Origin of the sequence: Micromonospora sp. C28SCA-DRY-2, assembly GCF_030519475.1 — a bacterium.
GTDB lineage: Bacteria > Actinomycetota > Actinomycetes > Mycobacteriales > Micromonosporaceae > Micromonospora.
The window spans coordinates 265,208-282,555 of sequence record NZ_JAUMKD010000002.1 but is presented as its reverse complement, the minus strand read 5'-3'; the positions used below and the strand labels follow the sequence as shown (position 1 = coordinate 282,555).

The following is a 17,348-nucleotide window of genomic DNA, read 5'->3' as shown; positions in this document are numbered from 1 at the left end:
CCACCCGCCTGGCCCGCGATCCCGCACCCTCGGCCCCCGTGACGCGGCGGTGAACCCGGGCGATCACGGATCGGGTCAGGCCTCCAGTTCGGTGCGGTCGCTGGCCCAGCGGGTGTGGAAGGTGCCGTCGCGGTCGACGCGGTGGTAGGTGTGCGCGCCGAAGTTGTCCCGCAGCCCCTGGATCAGCGCGGCGGGCAGCCGCTCGGCGCGCAGCGCGTCGAAGTACGCCAGCGAGGAGGCGAACGCCGGCGCCGGCACCCCGGCCCGGGCCGACTCGGCCACCACCCGCCGCCAGCTCGGCACGCCGTCGTTGACGGTGTCCGCGAACCAGGGTGCGACCAGCAGCGTGGGCAGGTCCGGCTGCTCGTCGTACGCCTGCCGGATGCGGTCCAGGAAGCGGGCCCGGATGATGCAGCCGCCCCGCCAGATGGTCGCGGTGCCGCCCAGGTCGATGTCCCAGTCGTACTCCCGGCTGCCGGCGCGGATCTGGTCGAACCCCTGCGCGTACGCGACGATCTTGCTGGCCAGCAGCGCCCGCCGGACGTCCTCGACGAACGCGTCCCGGTCGGTGACCTGCCACGTCTTGTCGCCCGCGGCCGGGAACGCCCGGCGGGCCGCCGCCCGCTGGTCGGCGTGCCCGGACAGCGACCGGGCGAAGGTCGCCTCGGCGATGCCGGTGATCGGGATGCCCAGGTCGAGGGCGCTCTGCACGGTCCACCGGCCGGTGCCCTTCTGCTCGGCCTGGTCCAGCACGACGTCGACGAACGCCCGCCCGGTGGCCGCGTCCCGGTGCGCCAGCACGTCGGCGGTGATCTCGATGAGGAAGGACTCCAGCTCGCCGGCGTTCCAGTCGCGGAAGATCTCCGCGAGCTCCGCCGGCTTCGCGCCCAGCCCGGCCCGCAACAGGTCGTACGCCTCGGCGATGAGCTGCATGTCGGCGTACTCGATGCCGTTGTGCACCATCTTCACGAAGTGCCCGGCGCCGTCCGGGCCGATGTGCCGGCAGCACGGCACCCCGTCCACCTGGGCCGCGATCTTCTCGAAGATCGGCCCGAGCTTGCGGTAGGACTCGGCGGAACCGCCGGGCATGATGCTCGGCCCGCGCAGCGCGCCCTCCTCGCCGCCGGAGACCCCGGTGCCGACGAAGTGCAGCCCGTGGCCGCGCAACGCCTCCTCCCGGCGCCGGGTGTCGGCGAAGTGCGCGTTGCCGCAGTCCACGATGATGTCGCCGGCGTCCAGCAGCGGGACCAGCTCGTCGATCACCGCGTCGGTGGGGCCGCCGGCCTTGACCATGACGATCACCGCACGGGGCCGCTCCAGCGCGGCGACGAAATCGGCCATCGACTCGGCCGGCACGAACCTGCCCTCGTCGCCGTGCTCGGCGACCAGGCTGCGGGTGCGCTCCGGCGAGCGGTTGTGCACCGCCACGGTGAAGCCGTTGCGGGCCAGGTTGCGGGCCAGGTTCCGGCCCATCACCGCCAGCCCGGTCACCCCGATCTGCGCCGTCGCCTGCTCGGCCATCCGTCGTCACCTTCCGCCGTGGAACCTGCCGCTGCGACCGTATCGCGGCCCGGACGGCCGGCGCGCCGGACATCGACAGCGGGTGACCGCGACGTCGCGGCCGGTCGGTCTGGAGCGGGGCGACGCGGGGCCGGTTCAGCCCTCGGCGAGGCGGGCCTCGACGTGCGCCACCTTGGCGGTGAGCGCGTCGGTCACGCCGGGCCGGATGTCGGCCTTGAGCACCACGCTGACCCGGGGCGCCTGGGCGGCCACCGTGTCCACGGCCCGCTTCACCACCGCCATCACCTCGTCCCACTCGCCCTCGACGGTGGTGAACATGGCGTCGGTGCGGTTCGGCAGGCCGGACTCCCGGACCACCCGGACCGCCTCGGCGACCAGGTCGCCCACGGACTCGCCGACGCCGAGCGGGGTGACGGAGAACGCGATCAGCATGCCGCCGATGGTGCCAGTAATTCGGCTGCGCGGGTCGGGGTGGGGGGCTACTGTGTTCCCATGCGCAAGTGACGCCCCACCTCCGAGCCGGCCCGCCGCCCTGTGCCGCGGGTCCGCGTGCTCCCGGGCGTCCGCATTCCCCACCCGCCGCGTCGGCGGTGGTGTCCTCCGTGGTCGGTCCCGGCGAGCAGTCCCGAATCCGTACGACCGTCGCCCGACGGTCACCTGACGAGCCGGGTCGTCCCGTCGCCCGCGCCCAGCGCCGGCCGGAACGGTCCGCAGACAAGGAGGCACCGGATGCCCGCCAAGCGCAATCCGAAGAAGTCCCGCAGCGCCCTGCCCACGCCGTCGGTCGCGGACCTGACGCCGGTCAACCTCGACCAGGTGGCGATCGCGCCGGTGTCGCCGGCCGGTCCGGTGCTGCCGGCCACCCGGCCCACCGCCCCGAAGGCCGGTCCGCCGGTCCTCGGCGGCGGCAAGGCCGCCGGTCGCGGCCAGCGAGCCGGGCAGACCCGCCGGTACGCCTTCCGGCGCAGCTGACCGGCACCCCGGGTGGAGGTGCCGCTGCCCCGCCGGCAGTGGCCCCTCCACCCGGTACCGCCACCCACCGGCGGTGACCCTTCCACCCGGCGCGGCCGGTCAGCCGATCAGCGGGCGGAAGGTGCCGAGCAGCACGCTGACCGTCAGGGCCGCGCCGGCCACCGCCGCCGCCCCGGCGATCAGCAGCACGTCGGCGGCGCCGAACCGCTGCCGCCGGGCGACCGTGCGCGGCGTGTCCGCGTCGAAGCCCCGGGCGTCCATCGCCACCGCCAGCCGGGTGCCCCGCCGGATCGCCCCGACCAGCAGCGCGAAAGCGGTCGAGACGAAGAGCCGCAGCCTCGCCAGCGGGTTGCGTCCGGCGTCCACCCCGCGCGCCCGCCGGGCCAGGCTGATCATCTGCCACTCCTGGCCGAGCAGCGGCACCAGCCGGAACGCGGCCAGCGCCCCGATGGCGAACCGGGCCGGCGCCTTCGCGTTCTGGATCAGCGCGTCGGCCAGGTCGGTCGGGTCGGTGGTGGCGAAGACGATCACGCCGGGCAGCGCCACCGCGAACATCCGCAGCACCAGGCCGAGCGCGGTGAGCAGCACCCCGGAGGTGACCACCGCGGGACCGGCCTCCACCAGCACCCGGCCGGACCGCTCGGCGGCGAAGAGCACCAGGGTGACCAGGATGCCCACCGCACCGAGCAGCAGCGGCCAGGCCCGCCGGGCCAGCACCCGGAACCGGACCCCGAACAGCGGCAGCACGGCCAGTTCGGCGGCGACCGCGATGGCCGGCGCCACCGGGTCCAGGGTGGCGATCATGATGAACGAGAAGACCAGCGCCGCGGCCAGCTTGGCCACCGGGTTGCGCCGGGCCAGCGGGGCGTCCGGCGCGGCGACCGGCTCCAGCGTGATCACGGACGGCTCACGGTGAGGGTGCGGTCGGCCAGCGCGGCGACGAACTCCGGGTCGTGGGTCACCGTGACCACGCCGTGCCCGGCCTCACGCAGCTCGGCGAAGAGGTCCACCAGCTCCAGCCAGGTCCGCCGGTCCTGGCCGAAGGTGGGTTCGTCGCAGATCAGCAGCCGGGGCGCGGTGGCCAGCGCGGTCGCCACGCTCAGCCGCCGCGCCTCGCCGCCGGAGAGGGTGTACGGGTTGGCGCCGGCCAGCCGCTCCAGCCGCAGCCGGGCGAGCAGCGCGTCCACGGTGGCGCGTACCGCCGGCTCGGGCGAGCCGGTGCGGCGCGGACCCAGCGCCAGCTCGTCGAAGACCGTGCCGGTGACGAACTGGTGCTCGGGATCCTGGAAGACCGAGCCGATCCGGCGGGCCAGCGCCGGGGCCCGCCACCGGTGCGGGGGAGTGCGGGCGTCCGGGCCGGCCAGCGCCGGGCTCGCGGCCACCGTGCCGGCGCCGGGCCGGAGCAGCCCGCCGAGCAGCAGGGCCAGGGTCGACTTGCCGGCCCCGTTCGGGCCGAGCACGGCGAGCGCCTCGCCGGCGCGTACCGCCAGGTCGGTGGGGGCCAGCCGGGGCGGCAGGCCGAGCCGGTCGGCGGCGAGCAGCGGGTCGCCGGCCGGCGCGGTGGCGCGGCGCGGCGGCACCGGACGGCCCGGCACCCAGACCCCCTCGGCGGCGAGCGCGTCGCCGTGCGCGCCGAACACCGCCTCCGGGGTGCCGTCGGCTCGGACGCCGCCGCCGGGTTCCAGCACCACCACCCGGTCGACCAGCGGCAGCGCGTCGGCGACCCGGTGCTCGACCAGGATCAGCGTGGTGTCGGCGTCCACCGCCCCGGCGACCGCGTCGCGGACCAGCGCGGCGCCGGCCGGGTCGAGGTTGGCGGTGGGTTCGTCGAGCAGCAGCAGGCCGGGGCGCAGGGCGAGCACCCCGGCCAGGGCGAGGCGCTGCTGCTCGCCGCCGGAGAGCGCGGCGGTGGGCCGGTCCCGGTGGTACGGGAAGCCGACCCGGCGCAGCGCCTCGTCCACCCGGGGCCAGATCTCCCCGGCGGGCACCCCCCGGTTCTCCAGCCCGAACGCGACGTCGTCGCCGCTGCGGGCCATCACCAGTTGGCTCTCCGGGTCCTGGAAGACGATGCCGACCCGTTCCCGGCCCTTGCGCGGGTCGAGCCCGTCGATCTCGACGGTGCCCTCCTGCTCACCGGAGTCCTCGGGCAGCAGGCCGGCCAGCGCGGCGAGCAGCGTGCTCTTGCCGGCCCCCGAGGGCCCGAGCAGCAGCACCCGCTCCCCGCTCTCCACCCGCAGGTCCACCCCCCGCACCGCCCACGCCCGCCGCCCGGCGTGCCGCCACCCGAACCCCCGCACCAGCACGGAACTCACACCCCCACCCCCGCCCGGCCAGGGTTGACCATGAAGTTGCCACCACGACAGGCCGCTGCGGAGGGCAACAACTTCGTGATCGACGCGGTGGGGCGGGGGTGGGGGTGCATGGTGGGCGGGTCAGACCGGGGTGCGGTCGCGGGCGGCGGGGAAGCGGTCCAGGGCGCCGGTGCCGGCCAGGGCGCGGGTGAGGTACCAGCCGCCGGCGCCGGCGACGACCGCGGCGCTGACCACGGTCAGCAGCGCGTACGGGATCCGGTAGCTGCCCAGCGCGTAGTCGACGTTCCAGACGAAGAAGTCGAACAGCGCCGCGCCGAGGCCGGTCAGCGCGCCGGCGAGCAGCGCGGTCGGCAGCCGGAACGAGCGGTACCGGAAGACGGCGAAGGCCAGCTCGGCGCCGAGGCCCTGGATCAGGCCCTGGACGATGGTGATGCCGCCCCACTCGGAGCCGAGCAGTGCGGAGATCGTCGCGGCGACCGCCTCGCAGAACAGCGCCGCGCCGGGCTTGCGGATGACCAGGCCGCCGAGCACCGCCGGCACCAGCCAGACGCCGTACATGACCGCCTGGCCGGCCGGGAAGAACGCGAACGCCGGGTCGACGGCCCGCCAGAGCAGGCCCCAGGCCCAGAAGATGACGCCGAAGGCGACCGCGATCACCGCGGCCACGACGATGTCGATGGTGCGCCACCGGTTGCTGGTGGGGTGAGTCATGAGTGCTCCCAGTCCTGAGTGCGAACCAGGAGAAGACGCACGCCGCGCCCGGTGTCCCGGACGGCGGCGCGGCTGGAGGTCGACCGAACTCCCTGCGCTGGCATTACCCAGATCAGGTTCGAGGGTCTGCGGGTGGTGCCCGCACTCTCAGCGCTGTGCGCTCCCCTGTCGGATGTGAAGTTGTCCCGGCAGACGCTAGCACCGCCGGCAGCGCCGGGACGAGTCGCCCGCGCCGGCCTGGGTAGGCTGCCGATCATGCGCATCGACGCCCGGCAGTTGCGGTTCGAGGTACGCGCCGGCGGTCCGGAGGACGGCGAGCCCGTGCTCCTGCTGCACGGCTTCCCGCAGCACGGCGGGGAGTGGGACGACGTGGTCCCCGCGCTGCACGCCGCCGGGCTGCGCACGTACGCGCCGGACCAGCGCGGTTACTCGCCCGGCGCGCGGCCGGAGGCGGTCGAGGCGTACCGGATGGCGGAGCTGGTCGCCGACGCGCTGGCCGTGCTGGACGCCCTCGGCGCGCCGACCGCGCACGTGGTCGGCCACGACTGGGGCGCGCTGGTCGGCTGGGAACTGGCCGTCCGGCACCCGGAGCGGGTACGCACGCTGACCGCGGTCTCCGTGCCGCACCCGGCCGCCATGGCGTACGCGCTGGCCAACGACCCGCAGCAGAAGGTGCGCTCGGCGTACATCGTGCTGTTCCGGCAGCCCGGCAAGGCGGAGAAGGTGCTGCTCGGGTTGAACGCCACGGCGCTGCGCCGGATGCTCGGCGGGGTCGGCGACGCCGACCGGGTGGCGGCGTACGCCGAGCCGATGCGCGAGCCGGGCGCGCTCACCGCGGCGCTGAACTGGTACCGGGCGATGCCGTCGCGGTCGGAGCTGGCCGCCACCGGCCCGGTGACCGTGCCGACCACGTTCGTCTGGAGCGACCAGGACGTGGCGATCGGCCGGACCGCCGCCGAGGCGTGCGCCGCGCGGGTGACCGGGGACTACCGCTTCGTGGAACTGCCCGGGGTGAGCCACTGGATCCCGGACGAGGCGCCGGCGCCGCTGGCCGAGGCGATCCTGGCCCGGGTACGCGGACTGGCCTGACGCCGACGCGAGGTGCAGGCAGCGATGGACGGAGGAAGCATGACGGTGAGTGCCGAGGACTACCTGGCAGTGGTGACCGAGACGATGGGCCGGGTCGCCGCCAGCCAGCGCGAGGCGGTCGGTCGGGCGGCCGACCTGATCGCCGGGGCGGTGCGCGCGGACGGTGTGGTGCACGCCTTCGGCACCGGGCACTCGGAGGCGCTGGCGATGGAGATCGCCGGGCGGGCCGGCGGGCTGGTGCCGACCAACCGGATCGCCCTGCGGGACCTGGTGCTGCTCGGCGGCGAGCCGGTCGACCTGCTTGGCCCGACCCTGGAGCGGGACCCGTCGGTGGCGCACAAGCTCTACGACCTCGCCCCGGTCCGCCCCGGGGACGTCTTCGTGCTGGCCTCCAACTCGGGGGTCAACGGGGCGATGGTGGAGTTCGCGTCCCTGGTGAAGGAGAAGGGGCACGCCCTGGTGGCGATCACCTCGGCCCAGCACTCCGCGCAGATGACCTCGCGGCACCCGTCGGGGCGCAAGCTCGCCGACTTCGCCGACGTGGTGCTGGACAACGGCGCCCCGTACGGCGACGCCACCCTGCCGCTGCCCGGCGGCGGCGCGGTCGGTGCGGTCTCGTCGATCACCGCCGCGCTGCTGGCCCAGCAGATCACCGTCGAGGTGGTGGCCCGGCTGCTGGCGGCGGGGGAGCGCCCGCCGGTCTACCTGTCGGCCAACATCGCCGGCGGCGACGAGCACAACCACGAGCTGGAGGCCCGGTACGCCGGCCGGATCCGCCGCGGGGCGTGAGCCGGGAGGCCCCGGCGCGGTGCCGTGCGGCGCCGGTTGTGAGCCGGTTTCGTGACGCGTGCGGTGGGGCATCAGCGTTGCTGCCGGCGGGCTGGACCCCGCCGGCAGTAGCGTCTCACCGGAGGTGGCCCCCGTGTCGAAGGAAACCGAGCGGCAGCGCTGGCAGCGCAACTTCGCCGACCTGCTCCAGGAGTTGCGGGTCGCCCAGACCGGTGTGCAGATCCTCTTCGCCTTCCTGCTCACCCTGCCGTTCAGCAACGGTTTCACCAGCACCAGCGGCTTCCAGAAGGACGTCTACATCGTCTCGCTGCTGGCGGCGGCGGCCGCGACCGCGATGATCATCTCGCCGGTGGCGTTCCACCGGGCGCTGTTCCGCCAGGGGCGCAAGCCGGAGCTGGTCCGGTTCGCCCACCGGATGGCCAGTGCCGGCCTCGCCTTCATGCTGATCTCGATGGTCAGCGCGGTGCTGCTGATCACCGACTTCGTGCTGGACCGGAGCATCGCCCTGGTGCTCAGCGGCGTCACCGGCCTGTGGTTCCTCACCTTCTGGGTGATCCTGCCGTTCGCCCGGCGCAACTGGGGCGAAGACATCGACGACGAGGAGGACGACCCGCGGAGCATCCCCGGCGACTGAGCCGGGTGGCTCGGCACCGACCGCGTCGAGAAAACTCGATCTTTACGTAACGCTACCCCTGGGTAACACCCGGGGGTAGCGTTGCGTGTGTCGAGCACGTTGACGCAGCCGGACCGAGGTTCGAGGGGGCAACCGTGACCACGACGCAGAACAGCCGATCCGCGCCCGACGGCGCCGGCCCCGACCAGCCCACCCCCGCCGACGGCGTGACCACACCCGGCGTCGCCGGGCCACTGCCGATCGAGGCGGGTCAGGTCTCCGAAAAGGAGGCTCGTCAGGTCGCCGAGGCCGCCCGGGAGTCCACCTGGGACCGTCCCAGCTTCGGCAAGGAACTCTTCCTCGGCCGGTTCCGGCTCGACCTGATCAACCCCTGGCCCCGCTCGGACCCGGCCGACGCCGAGCGGGCCGAGGAGTTCCTCGGCCGGCTCCGCGGGTTCCTCACCACCGAGGTGGACGGCGCCGCGATCGAGCGCGACGCGTCCATTCCCGACGAGGTCTTCCACGGCCTGGCCCGGCTCGGCGCGTTCGGCATGAAGATCGACCGGAAGTACGGCGGGCTGGGGCTGAGCAACCTGCACTACTGCCGCGCCCTGATGCTGGCCGGCTCGGTGAGCCCGGCGATCGGCGCGCTGCTCTCGGCGCACCAGTCCATCGGGGTGCCGCAGCCGCTGAAGATGTTCGGCACCGACGAGCAGAAGCAGCGCTTCCTGCCCCGGCTGGCCGCCGGCGAGGTCTCCGCGTTCCTGCTCACCGAGCCGGACGTCGGCTCCGACCCGGCCCGGCTGGCCACCACCGCCGAGCCGACCGAGGACGGCACCGGCTACCGGCTCAACGGCGTCAAGCTGTGGGCCACCAACGGCACCGTCGCCACCCTGCTCGTGGTGATGGCCCGGGTGCCGGCCGCCGAGGGGCGCCGCGGCGGCATCACCGCCTTCGTGGTCGAGGGCGACAGCGAGGGCATCACCATCGAACGGCGCAACGCCTTCCTCGGCCTGCGCGGCCTGGAGAACAGCGTCACCCGGTTCCACGACGTCTTCGTGCCCAAGGAGAACGTGATCGGCGGCGAGGGCAAGGGGCTGAAGATCGCCCTGACCACCCTCAACACCGGCCGGCTGTCGCTGCCGGCGATGTGCGTCGGGGCCGGCAAGTGGGCGCTGCACGTGGCCCGGGGCTGGGCCGCCGAGCGGGTGCAGTGGGGCCGGCCGGTCGGTGAGCACGAGGCGGTCGCCCAGAAGCTCTCCTTCATCGCCGCCACCACGTACGGCATGGAGACGATGCTCGACCTGTGCTGCCTGCTGGCCGACGACGACCGCAACGACATCCGGATCGAGGCGGCGCTGGTCAAGCTCTACGCCAGCGAGATGGCCTGGCGGATCGCCGACGACCTGATCCAGATCCGGGGTGGTCGCGGCTACGAGACGGCCGAGTCGCTGGCGGCCCGGGGCGAGCGCCCGGCCGCGGTCGAGCAACTGCTGCGCGACCTGCGGATCAACCGGATCTTCGAGGGCTCGACCGAGATCATGCACCTGCTGATCGCCCGGGAGGCGGTCGACGCGCACCTCTCCGTCGCCGGGGACATCATCGACCCGGACGCCGGGCTCGGCCGCAAGGCGCGGGCCGGTGCCCGGGCCGGTGCCTTCTACGCGAAGTGGCTGCCCACCCTCGCCGTCGGCCGGGGCCAGACCCCCGGCGCGTACGCCGAGTTCGGGCCGCTCGCCAGGCACCTGCGGCAGGTGGAGCGCTACTCCCGCAAACTGGCCCGCTCGACGTTCTACGCGATGTCCCGCTGGCAGGGGCGGATGGAACGCAAGCAGGCGTTCCTCGGCCGCGTGGTGGACATCGGCGCCGAACTGTTCGCGATGTCCGCGGTCTGCGTCCGGGCGTACGCCGAGCGGGACAGCCGGCCGGAGAACGTGGAGTTGGCCGACCTGTTCTGCCGGCAGGCCCGGGTCCGGGTCGACGCGCTCTTCACCGCGCTGTGGGACAACACCGACTCGGTCGACACGGCCGCCGCGAAGCGGATCCTCGACGGGCGCTACACCGACCTGGAGTCCGGCGTCATCACCCCGGCCGACGACCTGCCCTGGGTGGCCCGCTGGTCGCCCGGCCCGTCCACCGCCACCGACGTCCGCCGCCGGGTACCGCCACCGCGCTGACCGTCGGCTGACCGCCCCGCCCCAGCCCGCGCCCCGGCCGCCCGCGTCGAGGCGCGGGCCTCGGCCGTCCGCGCCGGGTGCCTCGGTTGTCCGCGCCGGGGCGGGTGCTCGGCCTTCCGCGCCGAGGCGCGTGTTCGGCTGTCCGGCGCCGGGGCGTGCCGGCGCCGCCTCAGCCGGCTGCCGGGGTCAGCGGGCGATGGCCCAGGCCAGGACCGCCGCGAGGATCAGTCCGTTCAGCGCGGCCAGCCCCAGGTACGCCTGCGGCGGGATCTTGCGACCCTTGCGGACGAAGTTGACCAGGACGGCGGCGTAGACGAGCAGCAGGACGGCGATGACGACCAGGAAGTAGAACACCCGACGACCTTAGCGGCCCCCGCGCAGGCCGAGTTGGCGCAGTTCCAGTGCGGCCAGCGCGTCGACCGTGGCGTCGTCGCCGCGCCGCCACGCCTCGGCCACGTCCGGCGCGATCCGGGTCAGCCGGCCCAGCGGTTGGGTGGCCAGCGCGCGCAGGGCCAGCAGGTCCCGGCCGGCCGGGGCGGCGGCCAGCTTCGCGGCGGATCCGGCGCGGCGCATCCAGCGCACCCGCAGCGGCAGCCAGCCGAAGAGCACCAGGCCGAGCGGGAAGACGAGCACCGCGACGGCCAGGGCCAGAGCCAGCTGGTCGACCAGCTCCTGCTGGTCCCGGCCGGCCTCGGCCAGCGACCGGGCGGCCCCGGCGGCCCGCTCGAACGGCGCGGTCAGTTCGTCACCGACCAGCGGCACCCGGCCGACCTTGCCGCCCGCCTCGGCCAGGTTGTCGGCCAGCCCGCCGCCGGCCCCCTCCAGCTTCTGCCCGGGTACGGCGAGCTTCTGCACCAGGTCGTGCAGCCAGAGCGCGCCGCGGACGGCGGCGTACACCCAGGCGACGACGAGCAGGTCGGTGATCAGCTGTCGGACGGCGGTGGGAAAGCGATCAGCGTAGATCTTCACGCCGGACAGCGTGCCACGGCCGGCCGCCGGCGGCATCCCGCCGGGTCCGCCCGGGAAGGGGTGGCCCCGGCGGCGTCAGCGGGCGCAGTCCGGGCAGGTGCCGAAGATCTCCAGGGTGTGGCTGACGTCGGCGTAGCCGTGCTGGGCGGCCACCCGCTCGGCCCAGGTCTCCACCGCCGGGCCGGCCACCTCGACCGTCCGGCCGCAGGCCCGGCAGACCAGGTGGTGGTGGTGCCCCTCGCTGCACCGGCGGTAGAGGTGCTCGCCGCCGGGCGGCCGCATCACGTCGATCTCGCCCGCGTCGGCCAGCCCCTGCAACGTCCGGTAGACAGTGGTCAGCCCGACCCGCTCGCCGCGCTGGCGCAGCATGGCGTGCAGGTCCTGGGCGCTGTGGAAGCCCTCCACCTCGGCCAGCAGGGCGCTCACCGCCGAGCGTTGACGGGTGTTGCGGACCGCGGCGCCGCTGCTCATGATCCCTCCCCGGCGTGACTGACCGCGTCGGCCACGATGTGCGCGACGTGCTCGTCCACCAGCGTGTACGCGATTTCCCGGCCCCGGCGGGAGCCGCGCACCACGCCCGCGCCGCGCAGCACCCGCAGGTGCTGGGAGACCAGCGGCTGCGCGACGCCGAGCTGCTCCACCAGCTCGTGCACGCAGCGCTCGCCCCCGGCGAGTTCGCTGACGATGGCCAGCCGGATCGGCGCCGACAGGGCACGCAGCAACTCGCTCGCGCCCTCGTACGCGTCGTAGCCTGACCCGCTGCTCACCGGATAACGGTAACCAATCCCGCCGACGGGGTGCCGCACCGGCTCAGTGGAGCACCACCTCGTGCGGCTCGGGGGCGGGCTCGGGTGCCGGGGTGCTCCGCCGGCGCAGCGCCCGCCACGCCGCCCCGGCCCCGGCGACCACGGCGAACGAGGCGATCGCCAGCAGCACCACCGAGGCGCCGGGGGCGGTGTCGGCGGTGGCGGCCACCCAGACGCCCGCGCCGGCGGCGAACAGGCCGAGCGCCATCGCCGCCGTCATGGTGCTGCGGAAGCCCCGGGTGACCTGCTGCGCCGTGGCCACCGGCACGACCATCAACGCGCTGATCAGCAGTACGCCGACCGCCCGCATGGCGATGGTCACCGTCACCGCGGTGGTGACCGCGATCAGCAGGTTGAGGGTCCGCACGGGCAGGCCGGAGACCCGGGCGTACTCCTCGTCGTGGCTGACCGCGAAGAGCGCTGGGCGCAGCGCCAGCATGGTGACCAGGATGGCGACGCCCAGCACCGCGATGGTGGTCAGGTCGGCGGGGGAGATGGTGGTCAGCGACCCGAACAGGTAGGCGTTGAGGTTGGCGCTGGTGCTGTCGGAGAGGCCGACCAGCATCACGCCGCCGGCGATTCCGCCGTAGAAGAGCAGCGCCAGGGCCAGGTCGCCGGAGGTGCGCCCACGGGAGCGGACCACCTCGATGGTGACCGCGCCGATGGTCGCCGCGATCACCGCGACGAGCACCGGGGACCGGTTGAGCAGCAGGCCGGCGCCGACGCCGGTGAGCGCCACGTGCCCCACCCCGTCGCCGATCAGCGCCAGCCGGCGCTGCACCAGGTAGATGCCGAGCGCCGGGGCGGCCAGCCCGATGACCAGCGCGCCGATCAGGGCACGCTGCATGTAGGGGTACTGGAAGAGTTCCATGGTCAGCTGCTCCAGAGCCCGGCGGGCTCGTCGGGACCGTGCGGATGCACGTGGTCGTGGTCGGGCTCGGCGTGGTGGCCGGCCGGCTCGGGCACCGCCCCGTCGTGGCAGATGCCGCCCTCGTGCACCACGACCGCGCGGCTGATCAACGGGCGCAGCGGGCCGAGTTCGTGCGCCACCAGCAGCACCGTCCCGCCGCCGGCGACGAAGTCGCGCAGCGCCTCGGCGAACGCCTCCTGGCTGTGCGCGTCCACGCCGGCGGTGGGCTCGTCGAGCACCAGCAGCTCGGGCCGGCCGGCCAGCGCCCGGGCGATCAGGGTGCGCTGCTGCTGCCCGCCGGAGAGGGTGGCGACCGGGTCCCTGGCCCGGTCGGCGAGCCCCACCGCGGCCAGCGCCGCGTCGACGGCGGCCCGGTCGGCAGCGCCGGGCGGGCGCAACACCCCGCGCCGGGCGAGCCGGCCGGAGGCCACCACCTCGCGCACCGTGGCCGGTACGCCGCCACCGGCGCCGAGGCGCTGCGGGACGTAGCCGATCCGGTGCCACTGGCGGAACCGCCGCAGCGGGCGGCCGAAGAGGGTGACCGATCCGGCGCCGAGCGGGACCAGCCCGAGTACGGCGCGGATCAGCGTGGACTTGCCGGAGCCGTTGGCGCCGAGCACGGCGACCACCTCGCCGGCGGTCACGGTCAGCGAGACGTCCCGCAGCACGGGGCGGCCGTCGTAGCCGACCACCCCGTGCGTGACGGAGATGACAGGTGCGCTCACGAGCAGCTCAACGCCGTCCGGAGGGTCTCCAGGTTGGTACGCATCACCGAAAGGTAGTCCCCGCCGTTGTCGGCCGACAGGCCTTCCAGCGGGTCCAGCACGGCGGTGCGGGCGCCGACCTCGGCGGCGATGGTCTCGGCCACCTTCGGGCTGACCAGCGTCTCGAAGAAGATGGTGGTGGCGCCGTGCTCGCGGGCCTCCTCGGCCACCTCGGCCAGCCGCTGCGGGGCGGGCTCGACCTCCGGGCTGAGCCCGGTGAGGCCGATCTGCTCCAGCCGGTAGCGCTCGGCCAGGTAGCCGAAGGCGGTGTGGCTGACCACGATCTCCCGGCGCTGGCAGGTCTTCAGCCCCTCGGAGTACTCGGCGTCCAGCTTCTCCAGCTCGGCGCGGAGCGTCGCGGCCCGGGCGGTGTAGTCGGCGGCCCGGTCCGGGTCGGCCTGGCCGAACCGCTCGGCGAGCCGGTCGGCCACGGTGGCCAGCCGGGTCGGGTCGAGCCAGAGGTGCGGGTCCTTGCCGCCGGCCTCGTCGGCGTGCCCGGCCTCCTCGCCCTCGCCCTCGCCTTCGTGCTCGTGCTCGTGCCCGCCGGCGCTGGCGTCCAGCAGCGGCTGCACGGTGGTCACGTCGAAGGAGCGGTCGGCGGCGTTCTGGGCGACCGCCTCGTCCACGGCCGGCTGGAAGCCCTTGAGGTAGACCACCAGCTCCGCCTCGGTGACCTGGCCCACCTGGCGCGGGTTGAGTTCCAGGTCGTGCGGCTCGGCGCCCGGTTTGACCAGGTTGCTGACGGTGACCGCGTCCCCGCCCACCCGCTCGGCGACGAACTGCAACGGGTAGAAGGCGGCCACCACGTCGACCCGCTGCGGGTCGGCGCCGGCCGCGCCGTCGTCGGAGCAGGCGGCCACGCCGCCGAGGGCGAGCAGGGCGGCGGTGGCGGTGGCCAGGACGCGCGGAGCGGTGCGGATGTTCATGACGTCAACTGTCCGCGCGAACGATAATGATTGTCAAAAACGCATGATTGCATGTCAGAGCAGCTTCACCAGACCCGCGGTGACCAGCAGGGTGAGCACCAGCAGCCGGATCACCCGGGTCTGCGGGGTCTGCACCGGCCAGGTGGTGACCAGCAGCGCGGCCAGCCCGGCGGCCAGCAGCAGGGTGAGCAGCCCGCCCGGCACACCCGGGGTGAAGAAGGCCACCAGCACCAGCACCAGCGTGACCAGGAACACCGTCGTCGGGTTCGCCCGGGCCAGTCGGCCCGGCAGGGAGCTCTGCGTACGCTGCATCCCACAGACTCTACGAGGAGGTGGCCGGTGCTGGTGACCAACCGGTTCGTGGTCGAGGTCGATGTCGCGGAGGCGTTCACCGAGCGGGCGCACGCCGCCCTCGCGGCGCTCGCCGCCCGACCCGGCTACCTGCGCGGCCAGTTGGTCCGGGCGCTGGACGACCCGCGGCACTGGTGCCTGGTCACCGAGTGGGAGTCGGTGGGCACCTACCGGCGCGCCCTGGGCGGCTTCGACGTCAAGGTCACCGCCGTCCCGCTGCTCGCCGAGAGCCTGGACGAGCCGTCCGCGTACGAGGCGCTGGCCACCGCCGCACCGGGCGGCGAGGTGGTGGTGGCGGCGAGCGATCGGGCCGCTGGTCCTTACCGCTGAGCCGGTGGGCACTACCCTGCTCCTATGACCGCTCCCGGACCGGCAGCCCCCTCGCCGTACCCGCAGCTGCCCGGCCACGGGGGTGCGCAGCCGCCCGCGGTGCCCGGTCCGCCGGCGGAGCCGGGCGCTCCCACGCCGCCGCAGGGGCCCGGGGTGGCCCCGCCGTTCGCGGCGCCGCCGACCGAGGGCCGGCGCACCCGGCTCTGGCTCGGCCTCGGCGCCGGGGCGCTGGCGGTGCTGATCTGCTGCGGCGGTGGCGGCGCGGCGGTGGTCGGGCTGGCGGTCAGCGGGGTGCAGGCTATCGAGGAGCAGGGCCGCACCGTCTCCACCGACTACTACCAGGCGCTCGTCGAGCGGAAGTTCGGCGCGGCGTACGACCAGCTCTGCGACGACGCCCAGCGGCGCGAGTCGCGGCGGGAGTTCGAGCGGCGGGTGGCCGCCGAGCCGCAGGTCGCCGCCTACCGGGTCGGCGAGGTCGACACCACCAGCCTGACCGTGCCGGTCGACGTGACCTTCAGCGGCGGCCGGCAGGAGCGCCAGCAGGTGATCCTCGGGCAGGACCAGCAGACTGGTGGCCTGGAGGTGTGCGGGGTCAACTGACCCGCCCCCGGTATTCTCCTGGGCTCGGGACCCTGCTGGCCGTACCGTTGTCCCGAACTGTTCGTTCCGTCCACATCACGTCCCCGCCGACCGCCAGCCGGCGTAGGAGGAAACATGCCAGCCGACCGTATCGACGCCGTCGTCAGCCTCGCCAAGCGCCGGGGCTTCGTCTTCCCCTCCAGCGAGATCTACGGAGGCACCCGGTCGGCCTGGGACTACGGTCCGCTCGGCGTCGAACTCAAGGAGAACGTCCGCCGGCAGTGGTGGAAGACCATGGTCCAGCAGCGCGACGACGTGGTCGGCCTGGACTCCGCGGTGATCCTGGCCCGCGACGTCTGGGCCGCCTCCGGCCACCTGGACGCCTTCGTCGACCCGCTGACCGAGTGCCAGTTCTGCCACAAGCGGTTCCGGGCCGACCACCTTGAGGAGGCGTACGCCGAGAAGCACGGCAAGCCGCTGGCCTCGCTGGCCGAGCTGAACTGCCCCAACTGCGGCAACAAGGGCACCTTCACCGAGCCGAAGATGTTCAACGGGCTGATGAAGACCTTCCTGGGCCCGGTGGAGAGCGACGAGGGGCTGCACTACCTGCGCCCGGAGACCGCCCAGGGCATCTTCGTCAACTACAAGAACGTCGAGACGGTCGCCCGCAAGAAGCCGCCGTTCGGCATCGCGCAGACCGGCAAGTCGTTCCGCAACGAGATCACCCCGGGCAACTTCATCTTCCGCACCCGCGAGTTCGAGCAGATGGAGATGGAGTTCTTCGTCGAGCCGGGCACCGACGAGCAGTGGCACGAGTACTGGCTGCGGGAGCGCTGGAACTGGTACCTCGACCTCGGCCTGTCGGAGGACAACCTGCGCTTCTACGAGCACCCGAAGGAGAAGCTCTCGCACTACTCGAAGCGGACGGTGGACATCGAGTACCGCTTCCAGTTCGGCGGCACCGAGTTCGCCGAACTGGAGGGCATCGCCAACCGCACCGACTTCGACCTCTCCACGCACAGCAAGCACTCCGGCGTCGACCTGTCCTACTTCGACCAGACCAAGGGCGAGCGCTGGGTGCCGTACGTCATCGAGCCGGCCGCCGGCCTCACCCGGGCGGTGCTGGCCTTCCTGCTGGAGGCGTACGACGAGGACGAGGCGCCGAACACCAAGGGCGGCGTGGACAAGCGGACCGTGATGCGGTTCGACCCGCGGCTGGCCCCGGTCAAGGTGGCGGTGCTGCCGCTGTCCCGCAACGAGGCGCTCTCCCCGAAGGCCAAGGAGCTGGCCGCCACGCTGCGCAAGCGCTGGGTGGTGGAGTTCGACGACTCGCAGGCGATCGGCCGCCGCTACCGCCGGCAGGACGAGATCGGCACCCCGTTCTGCGTGACCGTCGACTTCGACACCCTGGACGACAACGCGGTGACCGTGCGCAACCGGGACACCATGGCCCAGGAGCGGATCTCGCTGGACCAGGTCGAGCGTTACCTGATCGAGCGTTTGCCCGGCTGCTGAGCCACCCGTGCGAC

21 protein-coding genes and 1 riboswitch are annotated in these 17,348 nt (G+C 74.1%); of the genes, 8 read left to right on the top strand and 13 right to left on the bottom strand.

The genetic code is table 11. The features are described from left to right. Window positions 1–75: 75 nt before the first annotated feature. Together gndA and Q3W71_RS09725 are read right to left on the bottom strand one after the other, a co-directional pair. A complete protein-coding gene (gndA, locus tag Q3W71_RS09730; protein ID WP_302918994.1) occupies window positions 76–1,521 on the bottom strand; it encodes an NADP-dependent phosphogluconate dehydrogenase in 1,446 nt (481 codons plus the stop codon). A 135-nt stretch (window positions 1,522–1,656) separates the two neighbouring features. Then, window positions 1,657–1,953 carry an MTH1187 family thiamine-binding protein gene (locus Q3W71_RS09725; protein WP_302918993.1) on the bottom strand — a complete coding sequence of 99 codons (297 nt, stop codon included), beginning with the start codon at window positions 1,951–1,953 and terminating at the stop codon, window positions 1,657–1,659. Window positions 1,954–2,250: 297 nt separating this feature from the next. Between Q3W71_RS09725 and Q3W71_RS09720 the strand changes: the two genes are divergently transcribed. Then, window positions 2,251–2,493: a hypothetical protein gene (locus Q3W71_RS09720; protein ID WP_302918992.1), complete on the top strand. Its 243-nt coding sequence runs from the start codon at window positions 2,251–2,253 to the stop codon at window positions 2,491–2,493. Window positions 2,494–2,592: 99 nt separating this feature from the next. Here Q3W71_RS09720 and Q3W71_RS09715 read toward each other — a convergent pair whose 3' ends face one another. The 3 genes from Q3W71_RS09715 to Q3W71_RS09705 form a co-directional block, all read right to left on the bottom strand. Next, window positions 2,593–3,393, bottom strand: coding sequence for an energy-coupling factor transporter transmembrane protein EcfT (locus Q3W71_RS09715; protein WP_302918991.1), 801 nt, complete (start codon window positions 3,391–3,393; stop codon window positions 2,593–2,595). Beyond that, window positions 3,390–4,805, bottom strand: coding sequence for an ABC transporter ATP-binding protein (locus Q3W71_RS09710; protein WP_302918990.1), 1,416 nt, complete (start codon window positions 4,803–4,805; stop codon window positions 3,390–3,392). The genes Q3W71_RS09715 and Q3W71_RS09710 overlap by 4 nt, the downstream gene beginning before the upstream one ends. A gap of 120 nt (window positions 4,806–4,925) precedes the next feature. Continuing rightward, the gene (locus Q3W71_RS09705) at window positions 4,926–5,516 is read right to left on the bottom strand and encodes an ECF transporter S component (RefSeq protein WP_302918989.1); all 591 of its coding nucleotides are present in this window, start codon (window positions 5,514–5,516) and stop codon (window positions 4,926–4,928) included. A gap of 71 nt (window positions 5,517–5,587) precedes the next feature. Further along, a riboswitch (TPP riboswitch) is annotated at window positions 5,588–5,693 on the bottom strand. 78 nt (window positions 5,694–5,771) lie between these two features. Between Q3W71_RS09705 and Q3W71_RS09700 the strand changes: the two genes are divergently transcribed. The 4 genes from Q3W71_RS09700 (at window position 5,772) to Q3W71_RS09685 (ending at window position 10,184) form a co-directional block, all read left to right on the top strand. Beyond that, a complete protein-coding gene (locus tag Q3W71_RS09700) occupies window positions 5,772–6,605 on the top strand; it encodes an alpha/beta fold hydrolase (RefSeq protein ID WP_302918988.1) in 834 nt (277 codons plus the stop codon). Between the two features lie 39 nt (window positions 6,606–6,644). Then, complete coding sequence (locus tag Q3W71_RS09695; RefSeq protein ID WP_302918987.1) at window positions 6,645–7,394, top strand: SIS domain-containing protein; 750 nt, start codon at window positions 6,645–6,647, stop codon at window positions 7,392–7,394. 133 nt (window positions 7,395–7,527) lie between these two features. Continuing rightward, a complete protein-coding gene (locus tag Q3W71_RS09690; RefSeq protein ID WP_302918986.1) occupies window positions 7,528–8,028 on the top strand; it encodes a DUF6328 family protein in 501 nt (166 codons plus the stop codon). Window positions 8,029–8,162: 134 nt separating this feature from the next. Beyond that, entirely contained in the window at window positions 8,163–10,184 is a 2,022-nt protein-coding gene (locus Q3W71_RS09685; protein ID WP_302918985.1) for an acyl-CoA dehydrogenase family protein, read from the top strand. A gap of 186 nt (window positions 10,185–10,370) precedes the next feature. Here Q3W71_RS09685 and Q3W71_RS09680 read toward each other — a convergent pair whose 3' ends face one another. The 8 genes from Q3W71_RS09680 to Q3W71_RS09645 form a co-directional block, all read right to left on the bottom strand. Then, on the bottom strand, window positions 10,371–10,538 hold the full coding sequence (locus Q3W71_RS09680; protein WP_302918984.1) for a hypothetical protein: 168 nt from the start codon (window positions 10,536–10,538) through the stop codon (window positions 10,371–10,373). A gap of 9 nt (window positions 10,539–10,547) precedes the next feature. Continuing rightward, a complete protein-coding gene (locus Q3W71_RS09675; protein WP_302918983.1) occupies window positions 10,548–11,153 on the bottom strand; it encodes a hypothetical protein in 606 nt (201 codons plus the stop codon). A gap of 75 nt (window positions 11,154–11,228) precedes the next feature. Next, window positions 11,229–11,624, bottom strand: a complete 396-nt coding sequence (locus Q3W71_RS09670; RefSeq protein WP_302918982.1) for a Fur family transcriptional regulator — start codon at window positions 11,622–11,624, stop codon at window positions 11,229–11,231. After that, window positions 11,621–11,920, bottom strand: coding sequence for a helix-turn-helix transcriptional regulator (locus tag Q3W71_RS09665; RefSeq protein ID WP_302918981.1), 300 nt, complete (start codon window positions 11,918–11,920; stop codon window positions 11,621–11,623). Before Q3W71_RS09665 ends, Q3W71_RS09670 begins: the two co-directional genes overlap by 4 nt. A gap of 43 nt (window positions 11,921–11,963) precedes the next feature. Then, window positions 11,964–12,830 (bottom strand): metal ABC transporter permease, encoded by an 867-nt coding sequence (locus Q3W71_RS09660; protein WP_302918980.1) that lies wholly within the window; start codon window positions 12,828–12,830, stop codon window positions 11,964–11,966. Window positions 12,831–12,832: 2 nt separating this feature from the next. Beyond that, on the bottom strand, window positions 12,833–13,594 hold the full coding sequence (locus tag Q3W71_RS09655) for a metal ABC transporter ATP-binding protein (protein ID WP_302918979.1): 762 nt from the start codon (window positions 13,592–13,594) through the stop codon (window positions 12,833–12,835). Next, window positions 13,591–14,559, bottom strand: a complete 969-nt coding sequence (locus tag Q3W71_RS09650) for a metal ABC transporter substrate-binding protein (RefSeq protein ID WP_302918978.1) — start codon at window positions 14,557–14,559, stop codon at window positions 13,591–13,593. The genes Q3W71_RS09655 and Q3W71_RS09650 overlap by 4 nt, the downstream gene beginning before the upstream one ends. Before the next feature lie 54 nt (window positions 14,560–14,613). Then, the gene (locus Q3W71_RS09645; protein ID WP_302918977.1) at window positions 14,614–14,871 is read right to left on the bottom strand and encodes a hypothetical protein; all 258 of its coding nucleotides are present in this window, start codon (window positions 14,869–14,871) and stop codon (window positions 14,614–14,616) included. Between the two features lie 27 nt (window positions 14,872–14,898). Here Q3W71_RS09645 and Q3W71_RS09640 point away from each other — a divergent pair, with 27 nt between their 5' ends. The 3 genes from Q3W71_RS09640 to Q3W71_RS09630 all read left to right on the top strand — a co-directional run bounded on the left by Q3W71_RS09640 (window position 14,899) and on the right by Q3W71_RS09630 (window position 17,334). Next, the gene (locus Q3W71_RS09640; RefSeq protein WP_109899743.1) at window positions 14,899–15,240 is read left to right on the top strand and encodes an antibiotic biosynthesis monooxygenase; all 342 of its coding nucleotides are present in this window, start codon (window positions 14,899–14,901) and stop codon (window positions 15,238–15,240) included. A gap of 24 nt (window positions 15,241–15,264) precedes the next feature. Then, on the top strand, window positions 15,265–15,840 hold the full coding sequence (locus Q3W71_RS09635) for a hypothetical protein (protein WP_302918976.1): 576 nt from the start codon (window positions 15,265–15,267) through the stop codon (window positions 15,838–15,840). A 114-nt stretch (window positions 15,841–15,954) separates the two neighbouring features. Then, a complete protein-coding gene (locus Q3W71_RS09630; protein WP_302918975.1) occupies window positions 15,955–17,334 on the top strand; it encodes a glycine--tRNA ligase in 1,380 nt (459 codons plus the stop codon). Window positions 17,335–17,348 lie beyond the last annotated feature (14 nt).